The sequence below is a fragment of the Actinosynnema sp. genome (assembly GCF_052038725.1).
The window spans coordinates 1-16,161 of the sequence record NZ_JBQGCX010001134.1 but is presented as its reverse complement, the minus strand read 5'-3'; the positions used below and the strand labels follow the sequence as shown (position 1 = coordinate 16,161).

The 16,161-nt window shown below is 73.0% G+C and carries 12 protein-coding genes; 9 read left to right on the top strand and 3 right to left on the bottom strand.

The genetic code is table 11. The features are described 5' to 3' along the window. Positions 1-62: 62 nt before the first annotated feature. Genes ACTUAL_RS23960 through pdhA form a run of 3 tightly spaced genes read right to left on the bottom strand, consistent with a single transcriptional unit; the run spans position 63 to position 3,647 of the window. The gene (locus tag ACTUAL_RS23960; RefSeq protein WP_440901830.1) at positions 63-1,421 is read right to left on the bottom strand and encodes a dihydrolipoamide acetyltransferase family protein; all 1,359 of its coding nucleotides are present in this window, start codon (positions 1,419-1,421) and stop codon (positions 63-65) included. A 10-nt stretch (positions 1,422-1,431) separates the two neighbouring features. Beyond that, positions 1,432-2,454, bottom strand: coding sequence for an alpha-ketoacid dehydrogenase subunit beta (locus ACTUAL_RS23955; RefSeq protein WP_096497440.1), 1,023 nt, complete (start codon positions 2,452-2,454; stop codon positions 1,432-1,434). After that, entirely contained in the window at positions 2,454-3,647 is a 1,194-nt protein-coding gene (pdhA, locus tag ACTUAL_RS23950; protein WP_440901829.1) for a pyruvate dehydrogenase (acetyl-transferring) E1 component subunit alpha, read from the bottom strand. Before pdhA ends, ACTUAL_RS23955 begins: the two co-directional genes overlap by 1 nt. 339 nt (positions 3,648-3,986) lie before the next feature. On the opposite strand from pdhA, the gene ACTUAL_RS23945 reads away from it, so the two are divergent. From ACTUAL_RS23945 to ACTUAL_RS23905, 9 genes are all read left to right on the top strand, one after another. Next, complete coding sequence (locus ACTUAL_RS23945; RefSeq protein WP_096497442.1) at positions 3,987-5,396, top strand: M20/M25/M40 family metallo-hydrolase; 1,410 nt, start codon at positions 3,987-3,989, stop codon at positions 5,394-5,396. A 200-nt stretch (positions 5,397-5,596) separates the two neighbouring features. Continuing rightward, on the top strand, positions 5,597-8,266 hold the full coding sequence (locus ACTUAL_RS23940) for an MGH1-like glycoside hydrolase domain-containing protein (RefSeq protein ID WP_440901828.1): 2,670 nt from the start codon (positions 5,597-5,599) through the stop codon (positions 8,264-8,266). Between the two features lie 171 nt (positions 8,267-8,437). Continuing rightward, complete coding sequence (locus ACTUAL_RS23935) at positions 8,438-9,253, top strand: transporter substrate-binding domain-containing protein (protein ID WP_015805656.1); 816 nt, start codon at positions 8,438-8,440, stop codon at positions 9,251-9,253. 66 nt (positions 9,254-9,319) lie between these two features. After that, positions 9,320-10,156 (top strand): amino acid ABC transporter permease, encoded by an 837-nt coding sequence (locus ACTUAL_RS23930; protein ID WP_096497444.1) that lies wholly within the window; start codon positions 9,320-9,322, stop codon positions 10,154-10,156. Then, positions 10,153-10,950 (top strand): amino acid ABC transporter ATP-binding protein, encoded by a 798-nt coding sequence (locus ACTUAL_RS23925; RefSeq protein WP_440901827.1) that lies wholly within the window; start codon positions 10,153-10,155, stop codon positions 10,948-10,950. Before ACTUAL_RS23930 ends, ACTUAL_RS23925 begins: the two co-directional genes overlap by 4 nt. 1 nt (position 10,951) lies before the next feature. Next, positions 10,952-13,090: a hypothetical protein gene (locus ACTUAL_RS23920; RefSeq protein ID WP_096497446.1), complete on the top strand. Its 2,139-nt coding sequence runs from the start codon at positions 10,952-10,954 to the stop codon at positions 13,088-13,090. Positions 13,091-13,193: 103 nt separating this feature from the next. Beyond that, positions 13,194-14,018: a hypothetical protein gene (locus tag ACTUAL_RS23915; RefSeq protein WP_440901826.1), complete on the top strand. Its 825-nt coding sequence runs from the start codon at positions 13,194-13,196 to the stop codon at positions 14,016-14,018. Further along, on the top strand, positions 14,015-15,031 hold the full coding sequence (locus ACTUAL_RS23910) for a hypothetical protein (protein WP_440901825.1): 1,017 nt from the start codon (positions 14,015-14,017) through the stop codon (positions 15,029-15,031). The genes ACTUAL_RS23915 and ACTUAL_RS23910 overlap by 4 nt, the downstream gene beginning before the upstream one ends. Then, complete coding sequence (locus tag ACTUAL_RS23905; protein WP_440901824.1) at positions 15,028-16,143, top strand: hypothetical protein; 1,116 nt, start codon at positions 15,028-15,030, stop codon at positions 16,141-16,143. Before ACTUAL_RS23910 ends, ACTUAL_RS23905 begins: the two co-directional genes overlap by 4 nt. Positions 16,144-16,161: the final 18 nt, after the last annotated feature.

Below are 16,161 nucleotides of genomic sequence, written 5' to 3'. Positions count from 1 at the left end.
AGTCAAGACAGAAAAGAGCCGCGCCACCCGGTAGAGGTTGACCCGGCTCTTCGGGGAAGGGCTCAGTAAGTGATCGCCACGGCCGGGGGGGCCAGCAGGGCGCCGACGTCCGCCCGGAACAGCGAGCCCTGCAGGCCGTCGACCACCCGGTGGTCGAAGCTCAGCGCCAGCTGGCACACCTTGCGCGGCACCACCTGGCCGTCCACCACCCACGGCATGTCGCGGATCGCGCCGAGCGCGAGGATGCCCGACTCGCCGGGGTTGAGGATGGGCGTTCCGGTGTCGACGCCGAACACGCCGACGTTGGTGATGGTGAACGTGCCGCCGACCATGTCCGAGGGCTTGGTCCTGCCCTCGCGCGCGGTGGTGGCCAGCTCCTCCAGGGCGACGGCCAGCTCGCGCAGCGACATCCGGTCCGCGTCCCGGACCTTCGGCACCACCAGCCCGCGCGGGGTGGCGGCGGCGATGCCCAGGTGCACGTAGTCCTTGTAGACGATCTCGCCCGCCGGACCGTCCCAGGCGGCGTTCACGTCCGGCGTCCGCCGCGCGGCGAGCACGACGGCCTTGGCCGCGAACGCCAGCGGGGTCAGCTTGACGCCCCGGAACTCCGGGCTGTCCTTGAGCCTGGCCCGCAGCTCCATCATCGGCGTGACGTCGACGGTGAGGAACTCGGTGACGTGCGGGGCGGTGAACGCGCTGTCCACCATCGCCTGCGCGGTCGCCCTCCGGACGCCCTTGACCGGCACCCGGCGCTCGCGCGCGCCGCTGTCCGCTGTGGACTGGGCGGGTTCCGCGACCGGCGCGGCCAGCGAGGCCTCGACGTCCTCGCGGGTGATCACGCCGCCGGGACCGGAGCCGGTCAGCGCGCGCAGGTCGACCCCGAGGTCCTTGGCCAGCTTGCGCACCGGCGGCTTGGCCAGCGGGACGTGCCCGCCTTGCGGCGCAACGGGTTCCGCCACCGCCACCGGGGCGGCCACGGGCGCGGGAACCGCGGGCGCGACCGGGGCGGGCTCCGGGACCGAGGCCGCCGGAAGCGGGTTCCCCTTGCGGGGGCGGCGCTTCGCCGCGCCGGACTTCGGCCCGTACCCGACGAGCGTGGGCACCCGGCCGGACTCCTCGACCGCGACCCCGTTGACCGGGGCGGGCGCCGGAGCGGGCGCGGGCGGCGCCCCGGTCGGGTCGACGTCGATGGTGATGATCGGCGTGCCCACGTCGACGGTCTGCCCGACCCGCACGAGGACCTCGGTCACCACCCCGTCCCACGGGCAGGGCAGCTCGACGGCCGCCTTCGCGGTCTCGATCTCCACGATGACCTGGTTGACCTTGACCGCGTCACCGGGCCGCACGTGCCAGGTGAGGATCTCGGCGTCGGTCAGCCCCTCGGCCGTGTCCGGGAGCGGGAACTGCTTGTACTGCGGCACGATCTCCCCCTCACCAGGCCATCGAGCGGTCTGCGGCGTCGAGCACCCGGTCGAGGTCGGGGAGGAACTCCTCCTCCAGCTTCGCGGGCGGGTAGGGCGTGTCGTACCCGGTCACCCTGAGCACCGGCGCCTGGAGCGAGTAGAAGCACTCCTGCTGCACCTGGGCCGCGATGTGGCTGGCCAGCGACGCCTCGCCGGGCGCCTCGGACACCACGACGAGCCTGCCGGTGCGCCGCACCGACTCGTAGACGGGGCCGAGGTCCAGCGGCGAGAGCGACCGCAGGTCCACCACGGCCAGCGAGCGCCCGTCCTCCTCGGCTGCCGCGGCGGCGTCGAGGGCGGTGCGCACCACGGGCCCGTACGCCGCGATCGTGACGTCCGTGCCCTCCCGCAGCACCCGCGAGGCGAACAGCGGACCGGGGGCCGCGGTCGTGTCGACCTGCCCCTTCTCGTAGTAGCGCCGCTTCGGCTCGAAGAACAGCACCGGGTCGTCGCAGGCGATGGCCTGCTGGATCATCCAGTGCGCGTCGGCCGGGTTCGAGCAGGTGACGACCTTGAGGCCCGCGGTGTGCGCGAAGTACCCCTCGGGCGACTCGGAGTGGTGCTCGACCGCGCCGATGCCGCCGCCGTAGGGCACCCGGATGACGATGGGCAGCTTGAGCCTGCCCTGGGTGCGGTAGTGCAGCTTGGCGACCTGGCTGACGATCTGGTCGAACGCCGGGAAGATGAAGCCGTCGAACTGGATCTCGCACACCGGCCGGTAGCCGCGCAGCGCGAGGCCCACGGCGGTGCCCACGATGCCGGACTCGGCCAGCGGGGTGTCCAGCACGCGCTGCTCGCCGAAGTCCTTCTGCAGCCCGTCGGTGATGCGGAAGACGCCGCCGAGCTTGCCGACGTCCTCGCCCATGACGATGACCTTCGGGTCGGCCTCCATCGCGGCGCGCAGGCCGGAGTTGATCGCCTTGGCGATGGTGAGGGTCTGCACGGCGGCGGGCGCGCCCGCGTCCGCGCGGTCGACGGTCGGCGCGGCCATCAGCGCTCACCTCCGAGGAAACCGGCGTGGTAGGACAGGAACTCCTCGCGCTGGGCGTCCACGACCGGGCTGCCCTCCGCGTACACCTGGCTGAAGATCCGCTCGGCGGGCGGCGCCTCCAGCGACGAGCAGTGCTCCCGCAACCGGGCGCCCAGCTCCTCGGCCTCCAGCTCGACCTGGTCGAAGAACTCCTGGTCCGCCCACTGCTGCTTGACCAGGTGCACCTTGACCCGCTCGATGGGGTCCTTGAGCTTCCACAGCTCCAGCTCGTCGGAGAGCCGGTAGCGGGACGGGTCGTCCGAGGTGGTGTGGGCGTCCATCCGGTAGGTGAACGCCTCGATCAGGACGGGGCCGTTGCCGGTGCGGCACTGGTCGAGCGCCCAGCGCGTGACGGCGAGGGTGGCGAGGACGTCGTTGCCGTCGACCCGGATGCCGGGGAAGCCGTAGCCGCGCGCCCGCTGGTAGAGCGGGAGCCGGGACTGGCGCTCGGTGGGCTCGGAGATGGCCCACTGGTTGTTCTGGCAGAAGAACACCACCGGCGCGTCGTAGACGGCCGCCCAGACGAAGCCCTCGTGCACGTCGCCCTGGCTGGTGGCGCCGTCGCCGAAGAACGCCATGGTGGCCTCGCCGCCGTCGTCGCCCACGGCGCCGTCGAACCGCTGGCCCATGGCGTACCCGGTGGCGTTGAGCACCTGGTTGCCGATGACGATCGTGTAGGGGTGGAAGCGGTGCTCGACCGGGTCCCAACCGCACTGGTCGGTGCCGCGGAACATGCTGAGCAGGTCGGTCGGGGGCACGCCCCGGCACCAGGCGACGCCGTGCTCGCGGTAGCTGGGGAACGCCATGTCCCGCGCCCGCATCGCGCGACCGGCGCCGACCTGCGCGGCCTCCTGGCCGAGCAGGGGCGCCCAGAGGCCGAGCTCGCCCTTGCGCTGCAGCGCGTTGGCCTCGCGGTCGACGCGGCGGACCAGGACCATGTCGCGGTACAGCCCGCGCAGCTCCTCGGCCGTGACGTCGACGTCGAAGTCGGGGTGGTGGACCCGCTCGCCCTCGGGGGTGAGCAGCTGCACCAGGTCGGAGCCGCCCTCGTCCGTGGCCTTGAGACCGGCGATCACCTGTTCGGCGGTCGGCGCGGCCCCGGTCGCCGGAACTGCGTCCGGACCGGGGTGCGTCCATTCTTCTGGGGACGACATCGACCTGACTCCCTACGTCTAGGAGGCCGCCCGGTCGCTCGTGACGACCGTCCGCGGCTCGGCCCGCCGGTCGTCGGCGACCCCGGTGAGGGCGGCCCGACAGCCGTCGGCACTGACGGTGTTCTCATCCACATCCTGACACGGAATCACTCAAACCGGTGAGACCTGTCCCATTTTTCGGCAGGACGCACAACAGTCTGAGCAGCACAAACAGTAGGAAGGCCTATCTTTGGACCACCGATCACCGCGTTCGGAAAGCGAACACTACTGTCCCGGTTATCGCTTGTTAACAGAGCGCGTTCGGGGTGCCGCAGCGCGCGGCCGTGTCAGGATCAGGGGGTGGATCGATCTGCGTTGACCCGTACCGTCCGAAGCACCTGGGACGAGGACGTCCTGCCCAGCCTGACCGGGCTCGTCGCCGTGCCCGCCGTCTCCCCGGCGTTCGACCCGGACTGGGAGGCGAGCGGCCACCTCGACGCCGCCGTCGAGCACGTGCGCGCCTGGCTCGCGACCCGCGACCTGCCCGGCGCGCGGGTGGAGGTGGTCCGCCTGCCGGGACGCACCCCGCTGCTCCTGGTGGACGTGCCCGCCACGGCGGGCGACGACACCGTGCTGCTCTACGGCCACCTCGACAAGCAGCCGCCGGTCGCCAACTGGTCCGAGGGCCTGGACCCGTGGACCCCGGTCGTGCGCGACGGCAGGCTCTACGGCCGGGGCTCGGCCGACGACGGCTACTCCGGCTACGCGGCCGTCACCGCCATCGAGGCGGTGCGCGCGGCGGGCGGGCGGCACGCCCGGTGCGTGCTGCTGCTGGAGACCAGCGAGGAGTCCGGCAGCCCCGACCTGCCCGCCTACCTGGAGCACCTCAAGCCGCGCCTGGGCGACGTGTCGCTGGTCGTGTGCCTGGACTCGGGCGGCAACGACTACGAGCGGATGTGGCTGACCACCTCGCTGCGCGGCCTGGTGCAGGTCGCCGTGACCGTGCGCGTGGTCGAGGGCGGCCTGCACTCCGGCATGGCCAGCGGCATCGTGCCCAGCTCGTTCCGGATCGCCAGGCAGCTGCTGGACCGGCTGGAGGACTCGGCCACCGGCGAGATCCACCTGGCGGAGATGCACGTCGACGTGCCGGAGAACCGGGTCGACGAGATCCGCGAGGCGGTGGCCGCCGCGCCGGGCTCGCTGACCGGCGCCGTGCCGTGGGCGGGCGGCACCGGGCCCGTGGACGAGGACGAGGTGCAGCTGGCGCTCAACAACGGCTGGCGGCCGACCCTGTCGATCACCGGCGCGGACGGCCTGCCCAAGCCGGAGGACGCGGGCAACGTGCTGCGCCCCTCCACCACGCTGGTGCTCAGCTTCCGGCTGCCGCCGACCGCCGACTCGGCCGCGGCGCTGGCCGCCGTGGAGCGCGCGCTGACCACCGACGTGCCGTACGGCGCGGTGGTGGAGCTGTCGCGCACCGAGCACGCGTCCGGCTGGAACGCGCCGGAGCTGGCCCCGTGGCTGCGCGAGTCGCTGGACCGGGTCGGCGCGGACGTGTTCGGCTCGCCGTGGCGGACGGTGTCGCTGGGCGGGTCGATCCCGTTCATGGGCCTGCTGCACGAGGCGTACCCGGCGGCGCAGTTCCTGGTGACCGGCGCGGTCGGCCCGGACAGCAACTGCCACGTGCCCGACGAGTGGCTGAACCTGGCGCACGCCGCGCGGATCACCGAGGCGGTCGCGCTCGTGCTGGACGCCCACACCCGCAGGTGAAACCCGGCCGCCCCCGCCCGCTCCCCGGCGGGCGGGGGCGGCGGCGCTCCCGATCACCGGTGATCGCGCGCGAGAGCGGTCCGCGCAGGTCCGGGGTGGTTACTGAGCCGTTCGCCGCGCCCGGTTAACCCGTACGGGTGGGCACCATTACGCAACCGAGAGGGAACCGGCGCACCGGATCGATGTCGCACACTGGGCCCGTGACCGAGCAAAGGCTGGAAGCCGAGCGGGCCAGGTTGGCCGTCTCGGACTCGCCCACCGCACCGTGGCGCCTGTGGGGCCCCTACCTGGCCGGGCGCCAGTGGGGGACGGTCCGCGAGGACTACTCCGCGGGCGGTGACGCCTGGACGTCGTTCCCGTTCGACCACGCGCGCTCGCGCGCCTACCGGTGGGGCGAGGACGGCATCGCGGGCATCTGCGACGTGCACGGGTTCCTCAACCTCGGGCTCGCGCTGTGGAACGGCCGCGACCCGATCCTGAAGGAGCGGTACTTCGGGCTCACCAACAACGAGGGCAACCACGGCGAGGACGCCAAGGAGCACTGGTGGGTCGTCGACGGGACGCCCACGCACTCCTGGATGAAGGTGCTCTACCGCTACCCGCAGGCCGAGTTCCCCTACGCCGAGCTGCGCTCGATGTCCGCGCACGCGACCAGGCAGGACCGGGAGCCGGAGCTGTCGGACAGCGGCGCGCTGGACGAGAACCGGTTCTTCGACGTCGAGGTGACCTACGCCAAGGCGGGGCCGACCGACGTGTGCGCGGTGCTGACCGCGACCAACCGGGGGCCGGACGCCGCGCCGCTGCACCTGCTGCCGCAGCTGTGGTTCCGCAACACCTGGGCGTGGGGCCGCGACGACCGCAGGCCGCACCTGACCGCGTCGGCGCAGGACGGCTGGTCGCGGGTGACCGCCGAGCACGGCGCGCTGGGCCGGTACACGCTGCACGTCGAGGGCGCGCCGGTGCTGCTGGTGACCGACAACGAGACGAACGAGGTGGCCCTGTTCGGGGCCGCCGAGAACCCCACCCGCTACACCAAGGACGGCGTCGACCGGCACGTCGTGTCCGGCGAGGCCGGGGCCTGCCAGGTCGTGGGCCCCGGCGAGCGCAGCGCGCCCGGCACGAAGGCGGCGGCCTGGTACTCGTTCGGGGCGGTGCAGCCGGGCGAGTCGGTGACCGTGCGGCTGCGGCTGGTGGAGGGCGACGGGCACCCGGACGCGTTCGGGCCCTCGTTCGGCGAGGTCGTGGGCGCGCGCTCGGCCGAGGCCGACGAGTTCCACCGCACCGACCTGGACCCGGTGCGCGCGGGCGTGGTGCGCCGCGCGATGGCCGGGCTGATGTGGACCAAGCAGCACTACCGCTTCCGCACCCGCGACTGGCTGGAGGGCGACCCCGGCAAGCCCGCCGCGCCGACCTCGCGCAAGAGCCCGCACGCGCGCAACTCGCACTGGCGGCACTTCGACGTGGCCGACGTGATCTCCATGCCGGACGAGTGGGAGTACCCCTGGTTCGCGGCGTGGGACCTGGCGTTCCACACCGTGCCGTTCGCGCGGGTGGACCCGGCGTTCGCGAAGGAGCAGCTGCTCCTGCTGTGCCGGGAGTGGCTGATGCACCCCAACGGCCAGCTGCCCGCCTACGAGTGGGAGTTCGGCGACGTGAACCCGCCGGTGCACGCCTGGGCGGCGCTCCAGGTGTACCGGTCGGAGCCGACGCCGGACCGCAAGTTCCTGGCCAAGATCTTCCACAAGCTGCTGCTGAACTTCTCCTGGTGGGTGAACCGCAAGGACGCCGACGGCAGCTACCTGTTCGAGGGCGGGTTCCTCGGCATGGACAACATCGGCCCGGTGAACCGGTCGGAGCCGATGCTGGGGCAGTGGCGGCTGGAGCAGTCCGACGCGACCTCGTGGATGGCGGCGTACTCGCTGCACATGATGGAGATGGCGCTGGAGCTGGCGCGGGTCGACGACTCGTACGAGGACGTGGCCACGAAGTTCGTGGAGCACTTCCTGAGCATCGCGGACGCGGCGGCGCAGTTCGGCTCGGGCGGGCGCGGGATCTGGGACGAGACGGACGGCTTCTGCTACGACGTGGTGTCGCGGCGGCTGCCGGACGGGTCGGTGGAGTCCAAGCCGGTGCGGGTGCGGTCGATGGTGGGCCTGATCCCGGTGCTGGCGTGCGCGGTGCTGGAGCCGTGGGTGGACGCCGAGGTCCCCGGCTTCACCCGCAGGCTGGAGCACCTGATGGCGCGCAGGCCGGAGCTGGCGCGGTTCATCACCCGCGAGCCGGACGGGCGGGCGCTGCTGTCGCTGCTGGACGAGCGCAAGCTGCGGCTGGTGCTGACCCGGATGCTGGACGAGGGCGAGTTCCTGTCGCCGCACGGCATCCGGTCGCTGTCGGCGGCGCACCGGGAGGGCCTTGAGGTGCAGATCGCCGACCAGGAGCACCGGATGGGCTACGAGCCGGGCGAGTCGCACACGCCGATGTTCGGCGGCAACTCGAACTGGCGCGGCCCGGTGTGGTTCCCGACCAACGCGCTGCTGGTCGAGGCGCTGCGCACGATCGAGTCGTTCCACCGGGGGAGGTTTCACGTGGAACTCCCCACCCGCTCGCAGCGGCAGGTGACGGCCGGGCGCGCGGCGGACGAGCTGGTGGGCAGGCTGGTGTCGCTGTTCCTGCCGGACTCGGACGGGCGCAGGCCCTCGGACGGCAAGCGGGTGGAGTCGACGGACTCACCGCTGTGGCGCGAGCACGTGACCTTCAGCGAGTACTTCGACGGGGACACCGGCGAGGGCCTGGGGGCCACTCACCAGACCGGGTGGACGGCGCTGGTCGCCTCGCTCCTGACGGACCGACGTCACACCACGAACCAGTGACCACGAATTGCGGTCTATCCCCCGTATGAGCGCACATCCTTCACCCGAACGGTGTTTGTAACGAAAAAACCGTAGACAGACGCGCTCCGTAACAATCACGTGCTGTCATCAGTGTCCCCCGAGTGGCAGTATGCCGAACACTCAACCAAAAGAGTTACGAGGAGTGACACCGTGACCCGTCGATCCAGGCACGCCGTGCGCGCCCTGCTTCCGGTGCTCGCCCTGGCCGCCACCGCGACCGGGTGTGCGACCAAGGTGGACACCTCCACGGGCGGTGGCAACGAGATCAGCCTGGTCCAGGAGGGCAAGCTGGTCACCTGCACGCACATGTCGTACGAGCCCTTCCAGTTCACCCAGAACGGTGAGACGGTCGGGTTCGACGTCGACCTGGTCAACCTCGTCGCCAAGGAGCTGGGCGTCACCCAGCAGATCTTCGACACCCCGTTCGAGAACATCACCTCGGGCACGGTGTTCAGCACCGGCGAGTGCGACCTGGCTGCGGCGGGCATCACGATCACCGAGAAGCGCAAGGAAGCGATCGACTTCTCCGACCCGTACTTCGACGCCAGCCAGGCGCTGCTGGTCAAGAAGGACTCGGGCCTGAAGGACCTCGCGTCCCTCAAGGGCAAGGTGCTGGGCGTGCAGCAGGGCACCACCGGCGAGGAGTACGGCAACGCGAACGCCCAGGCCAACGGCTACGAGGTCAAGCAGTTCGAGGACCTGCCGCTGCTGGAGACCGCCGTGCGCACCGGTTCGATCGACGCCGCCATCAACGACAACGGCGTGCTGTTCGACTACGCCAAGAAGTTCCCCGAGACCGAGGTGACCGCCGAGTTCGACACCGGCGAGCAGTACGGGATCGCCCTGAAGAAGGGCAACACCGCGCTCAACGCCAAGATCGGCGAGGTCATCAAGAAGGCCAAGGAGAGCGGCGAGTACGACACGATCTACGAGAAGTGGTTCGGGAAGAAGCCGTCGAGCAACTGACTCGGGAACCAGCGGGGCCGGTGCGCGAGCACCGGCCCCGCGCCCGTCCGAACCTGAGGGAGTGAGATGGCACTGTCCAAGCGGCAGCGCGCCAAGGTCTTCCGGGGCGCGCAGTACGCGCTGCTCGTCGTCATCGCCGCCCTGATCGCGGTCGTGGCGGACTGGGAGGCGATCCGCAAGTCCTTCTTCGACGTCGAGACGGCGAAGGAGATGTTCCCCGAGGTCATCACGACCGCGCTGGTGAACACGGTCGTCTACACCGCGCTCGGCTTCGCCGTCGGCCTGGTCGCCGGCCTGGTGCTGGCGCTGATGAAGCTGTCGTCCGTCGGCCCGTACCGGTGGATCGCGACGATCTACATCGAGTTCTTCCGCGGGGTCCCCGCGCTGCTGGTGTTCGTCGCGCTGAGCGTCGCGGTGCCGCTGGCCTTCGGCCTGAAGTTCGACATCTACTCGACGGCCGCCATCGCGCTCGGCGTCGTCGGCGCCGCCTACATCGCGGAGACGATCCGCGCGGGCATCAAGGCCGTGCCGAAGGGGCAGCTGGAGGCCGCGCGGTCGCTGGGCATGTCCCAGGCGCGCACGACGGTCACCGTCGTGATCCCGCAGGCGTTCCGGATCATCCTGCCGCCGCTGACCAACGAGCTGATCATGCTCACCAAGGACTCCTCGCTGATCAGCATCATCGGGCTGATCGCGACCCAGCGGGAGCTGACCAAGTACGGCCGCGAGGTGCTGAGCCAGTCGCCGACGGTGACGCCGCTGCTCATCGCGGGCCTGTGCTACCTGATCATCACGCTGCCGCTGGGCTACCTGTCGCGGTGGATGGAGACGCGGGGCGCGGGCGGCAGCCGCAGCAAGAAGGTCAGCTCGCCGGAGTCCAAGGGTCTGGGGGTGTCGGCGTGACCGACGTCGTTGCTGAGGGCGGTGCGGCCGAGGGCGCCGCCGCCGAGGACATCGCGGTCGAGATCACCGGGCTGAAGAAGTCGTTCGGCCCGCTGGACGTGCTCAAGGGCATCGACCTCCAGGTCAGGCGCGGCGAGGTGGTGTGCGTCATCGGGCCGTCGGGCTCGGGCAAGTCGACGCTGCTGCGCTGCGTGAACCTGCTGGAGGAGCCGAGCGGCGGCAGGATCGTCGTGGACGGCGTCGAGCTGACCGACCCGGACGTGGACATCGACCGCGCCCGGACCCGCATCGGCATGGTGTTCCAGGGCTTCAACCTGTTCTCCCACCTGAACGTGCTGAACAACCTCACGGTCGCGCAGCGCAAGGTCCTCAAGCGGGACCAGAAGCAGGCCGAGGAGATCGCGCTGCGCAACCTGGAGCGCGTCGGCCTGTCCGAGAAGGTCGACGCCATGCCCGCGCAGCTGTCCGGCGGGCAGCAGCAGCGGGTCGCGATCGCGCGGGCGCTGTCGATGGACCCGGACGTCATGCTGTTCGACGAGCCGACCTCGGCGCTGGACCCGGAGCTGGTCGGCGACGTGCTCGCGGTCATGCGCCAGCTCGCCGACGAGGGCATGACGATGCTCGTGGTCACGCACGAGATGCAGTTCGCCCGCGAGGTGGCGGACAAGGTGCTGTTCATGGACGGCGGGTACGTCGTCGAGCAGGGCCCCGCCGAGCAGGTCATCGGCGACCCGCAGCAGGAGCGCACCAAGACCTTCCTGTCGCGGGTGCTCAACCCGAACCACCAGGTGTGACGTGGAGGGCGCGCGGCTGGACGTGCTCGACCCGAGCCCGCCGCGCGCCTTCCGCGTCCCCGCCGCCGAGCTGCTGAGGGCGCTGCCCGCCGAGGGCGGGTGGCCGCTGGCCAGGCGGCGCGGGACGGTGCCGCCGGTGCTGCGGGTGGCCGACCGGTTCGTCACCGGGCAGCTGGACCTGCGGGCCGTGGAGCTGAACTACCTGCTGGAGTTCGAGCGCTGCCGCTTCGAGGAGCCGCCGGACCTGCGGCAGGGCAGGCTGGCCGGGGTGCAGTTCACCGGGTGCTGGTTACCGGGGCTGCTGGCCAGGAATTTGAGCAGCGCCAACGAGTTCTCGCTCGTGGCCACCGCGTGCGCGGGTCCGGTGGACCTGACCGACGCGGACGTCGCGGGCTCCCTCTCCTTGCAGGACACCTGCATCGCGGTCGACGGCGGTGAGGCGCCCGCGCTGCACGCGGACCGGCTCAAGCTGGCGGGGGCGCTGCTGGCGCACCGGATCGAGGTGCGCGGCGAGCTGCGCATGGCGGGCGCGCAGATCGGCGGGAACGCCAACTTCAACGGCGGCGAGCTGGACAACCCCGGCGGGTACGCCCTGCGCGGCAACGGGATCCGCGTCGGCGGGAACCTGGTGCTCGGCGGCGGGACCGCGCGCGGCACGGTGTCGCTGGTCAACGCGCAGGTCGAGGCGAAGCTGACGCTGCGCGGGACGGTGCTGTCGGCGGGGCGGCGGGCGGACGTCGAGCTGGACCAGAGCGGGGACGCCGCGTCGACGCTCGTGCTGGACCGGGCGTCGGTCAACGGCGACGTGGAGCTGGACCACGGGTTCTCCAGCGCGGGCCCGGTGCGGGCGGTCAACAGCGCGATCGGCGGGACGCTGTCGCTGAGCCGGGGCCGGTTCGACGGGCTGGACGTCGCGGGCGGGCGGCGCGGTCGGGCGCTGCACCTGGACGGGGCGCGGGTCGACGGGGACGTCACCGGGCGCGCGGCCCACGTGCGCGGGCAGCTGCGGATGGTCGACGCGGTGGTGCGCGGGAGCCTGCTGCTCGACGGGTCCACCGTGGACAACCCGCGCGCCGACGCGGTGCTGGGCAACCGGTCGCAGGTCGGCAGCAACCTCGCGTTCCGCGAGGGCCAGGTCGCGGGCGGGATCGAGCTGCGGGCGGTGCGGGTGGGCGCGAACCTGGACCTGCGCGGCAGCCGCGTGGTCCAGCCGGGCAGCTACCGGCACCAGCGGGGGCGCAAGCCGTCGGTGGACGTGGGCGGCGCGGTCATCGGGCGGGACCTGATCTGCGCGGCCGGACCGGGGGCGGGCGGACCGGGGGAGTTCACCGCGCACGGCGGGGTGCGGGCGCGGCGGGCCCAGGTCGGGCGGATGGCGACGTTCGCCGGGTCGGTGCTGGGCGACCGGTTGGACGCGCAGGCGCTGAACCTGCTCGGGTTGCAGGTGCAGGACCTGGTGCTCACACCCGCCTCGGCGCCGCGCGGGGGCGTGGTGCTGCGGCAGACCAGGTGCGTGACGCTGGAGGACAACCCGGCCTTCTGGGACGCGACCGGGTGGATAGACCTGGAGGAGTTCCGGTACGACTCGCTGCGCGACCCCATCGACCTGCGGGACGACGGGGCGGTGGAGCAGCGGCTGCGGTGGCTGCGGCAGGCCATGCGGCGCTCGTACCGGCCGGGGCCGTACGACCAGTTCGCGGAGATGCTGCGGGCGGGCGGCAACGACGAGCACGCGGCGACCGTGCTGGTGGAGAAGCAGCGGCTGCGCTACCGGGCGCTGGCCGAGGGCAGGCGGTGGCTGCGCCCGCTGGTGCTGGTGTGGAGCTGGTTGCAGCGGTCGATGGTGGGCTACGGCTACCGGCCCGCGCGGGCGCTGGGCTGGCTGGTGGTGGCCTGGCTGCTGGGCGGGGCGTGGTTCGCGCTGGGACCGGACCTGGTGGAGATCAACTCCGATGACACGCTGCCGTGGAACGCGTGGCTGTTCACCATCGACCTGGTGGTGCCGATCGTGGACTTCGGCAACAAGAACCGGTGGCAGACGCCGGGCGCGTCGCAGTGGATCGCGTCGGGGCTGATCGTGCTGGGGTGGGTGCTGGCCACCACGGTGGCGGCGGGCCTGACGCGGATGCTGAAGCGTTAACCGGCTGCCCGCAGTTGTGCGGTGCGCGCCGCCGGGCGCGGGCGGAGGGTGGTGGCGTTCCCGCCGTACGCGGGCGACCGCCGCCGCCTGAGGGGGATCTCCCTTGGCACAGAACCGTTCCGAGCCGCGCTCCGAGCACCGCGCGCTGCTGGCCGTCGACATGGCGGGATCCAGTGCGCCGGACCGCACCGACCGGGCCATGGCACGCGCGCGCGACGCCCTGTTCGGCGCGCTGGAGAGCGCTTTCGACCGCAGCGCCGTGCCGTGGCGGGAGTGCGAGGTGGAGGTCCTGGGCGACGGGTGCGTGGTGCGGGTCCCGCCGCGCTTCCCCAAGGCCGCGCTGGTGCACCCGCTGCTGGGGACGCTGTCCGACCTGCTGCACGAGCACAACGAGTTCGCCTCGGCGTCGACGCGCGTGCGGGTCCGGGCCGTGCTGCACGCCGGGGAGCTGGCGGTGGACGGGCGCGGGATGACCGGCAGGACGCAGGTCGTGGTGGCGCGGCTGCTGGACTGCGCCGAGCTGCGGGCCGCGCTGGCGGACGCGCCGTCGGCCGCGGTGGCGCTGGCGGTGTCGGAGCGCTTCTACGAGGACGTGGTGGAGCAGGGCGGTCTCGGGATCACGCCGGACGACTTCTGGTTCGCGGAGGTCGGTGGTGCCGGGTCGCTGGCGGTCGCCTGGCTGACCGTGATCGGGGAGCGCGGGCGGGGCGCGCGGCGGCGGCGCGACGGGGCGCGGGACGCGGGAACCGGCCAGGGGACGGGTTCGGAGGCCCGCCCGGAGTCCGGCGCGCGGCGCGGCGCGGGCGCGGGGCCGGTCGGGCGGAGGCCCTCCGGCGGTTTCACCTTCAACGGCGCCACCACGTTCCACGGCGACGCCGTCGGGGGCGACAAGCACGTGTGGACGGACGAGCAGGGGAGGAACCGGTGAGCGCGGAACCGCTGTCCCAGAACGAGAGCTACGTCGGCCAACGACTGCTGTTCCAGCGCGCGCACGAGGTCGAGGTCACCCTGACCGACGCCATCGGCGGCTGGGGCGCGCGGAACCTGCTGCTGAAGGCGTTCGGCGGGGCCTTCCTCATCTTCTTCCTGGGGATGGGGGCGTCGGCCGTGGTGGGGGTCGCCGCGGCGGTGCTGGGCGACTCGGGCTTCACCCTGGGGCTGCTCAGCCTGATGACGTTCCTGCTGCCCTGGGCGTGGATGGCGGGGGTGCTCCTGCTGCCCCAGCACCGGGTGCTCAGCGACTGGCACCTGCTGCTGGACGGGCAGGCGCCGGTCGCGGAGACCGCCTACGGCGTGGTGTACCGGGCGCTGACCGCGGACCGGAGGATCCCGGCGGTGATCACACCGCGCCGGGTGGCGGTCGGGGACCCGGCGCCGGGGGTGCGCAACGTGCTGCGGGTGTCGCTGGGCCGGTACAGCGTCTACGTGTCGGTCTTCGCCTTCGGCAACGACCTGTACCTCGGGTGGACGATGTGGTTGCGGTTCCTGCCGGTCACGGCGCTCGCGCGCTGGCTCGGGTCCGTCCTGCGCGGGGACCGGGGACTGGCGGGCGCGATCGAGATGGAGCCGGTGAAGGCGTTGCGCGAGGCGGTGCACAACGCGCTGCGCGAGGCCGTGGAGGCCGCGGCGGTCGGGCGGGCCGTGCCGATCGTCGAGACGTTCGGGTACGAGGTGCCGCTGGAGCAGGAGGGGCAGTGGCGGGTGTCGGCGGGCGACCGGCGGGAGGTCGTCGCCGAGGCCGGGACGGGCGCGGTCGGGGGCGGGGCGTGGCTGTCGGTGAGCAGGCAGGTCGAGGTGTTCTCCGAGCGCGGCGAGGTGCTCGGGACCGCGGAGCCGGGCACCTCGTACGAGCTGCTGCGCGAGGACGGCGCGGGGCTGCTGGTGCGGGACTCCTCCGGCGCGGTCGCGGTGATCAGGGACCGCGACGCGGTGCTGCGGTGATCGAGCTGGCCCGGCGGGGCTTCGGCTGGGAGGCGCGGTTCGGGGCGCGGTTCGCCTCGGCCGTGGACCTGTCCGAGCTGGCCGGGTACTCGGAGCGGCTGCCGGACGCCCGGCGGGCCGGGGCGAGGCGGGAGAGCGCCGCGTACCTCGGCGCGCTCGGGCAGGCCGGGCCGGACTGCGAGTTCGCCCTGCACGGCGGTCCTGGCTGGTCCGGGATCACCGGGGTGCTGCGCGGGCCGTACCGGGAGGGCGTGGAGCGGGACGCCGAGCGGGTGCTGGAGCGGGTGCTGGCCGTTCCCGAGCACCTGGTGGCCGAGCCGGGCCTGCCCGAGCCGGACGCGCTCGAACCGCCGCGCGCCGGGTGGGTGGCGGAGCTGCGCAGGCGGCGCCTGGTCGCCCAGGCGACCAGGCCGGACGCCGGGACGCGCTACTACCTGGCCATGCCGCCGCTGGAGTCGGAGCCGAGGGTGTGGGACGAGCTGGTCGACCGGCTGCCCGAGGGGGTGCGGCTGGTGGTGGGGCTGCGGCCGGTGCGGGTCGAGCACGGGTTCACCGCGCGGCTCCGGTCGTACGCCGATCGGTACGCGGTGCTGGCCGCGCCCGGCGAGTTCTCCGGCGGCGGGGTGTACCGCGGGCGGCGGGTGCTGGCGGGCGAGCCGTTCGCGGCGGACGCGGCGGCGCTGTTCCGCGACGCCGCGGAGCGCTACGCGGGGTGGGCGTTCCGGTCGCGGGTGTCGCTGGTGGCGCCGGGCAGGCTCGCGCCCGCGCTGGTCAGCGCGCTGGAGCAGGCGGTGCGCGGGGTGCTGGTGGAGCCCGCGCCCCAGGACCGGGCGGCGGCGCTGCGCGCCCTGACCTCGTGGGACGGGCCCGCGTGGGGGGTCGACCCCGCGGTGCCGCCCGCGCTGGCGCCGCTGCGCGAGCTGGCCGACGCGGTGGACGCCGCCCAGGTGGCCTGGCTGCCGTCCGCGGCGACCGGGGTGCTGCGGTCGCTGCCGGTCACGCCGCCGCCACCGGGGCGGCGGACCGCGCGCGGGGTCGTGTTCGAGGGACCGGTGACGGTGGCGGGGGACCTCGTCGGCGGGGACAAGCACCGGTGGGGCGCGCCGCGCTGAGCCGCCGCCCCCGCTCGG

What these genes read in the sequence shown, in the direction of transcription:
- ACTUAL_RS23955 (WP_096497440.1), bottom strand. Translation starts at nt 2,454, where the DNA reads ATGGCCGCGCCGACCGTCGACCGCGCGGACGCGGGCGCGCCCGCCGCC.
- ACTUAL_RS23930 (WP_096497444.1), top strand. Translation starts at nt 9,320, where the DNA reads ATGGCACTGTCCAAGCGGCAGCGCGCCAAGGTCTTCCGGGGCGCGCAG.
- pdhA (WP_440901829.1), bottom strand. Translation starts at nt 3,647, where the DNA reads ATGTCGTCCCCAGAAGAATGGACGCACCCCGGTCCGGACGCAGTTCCG.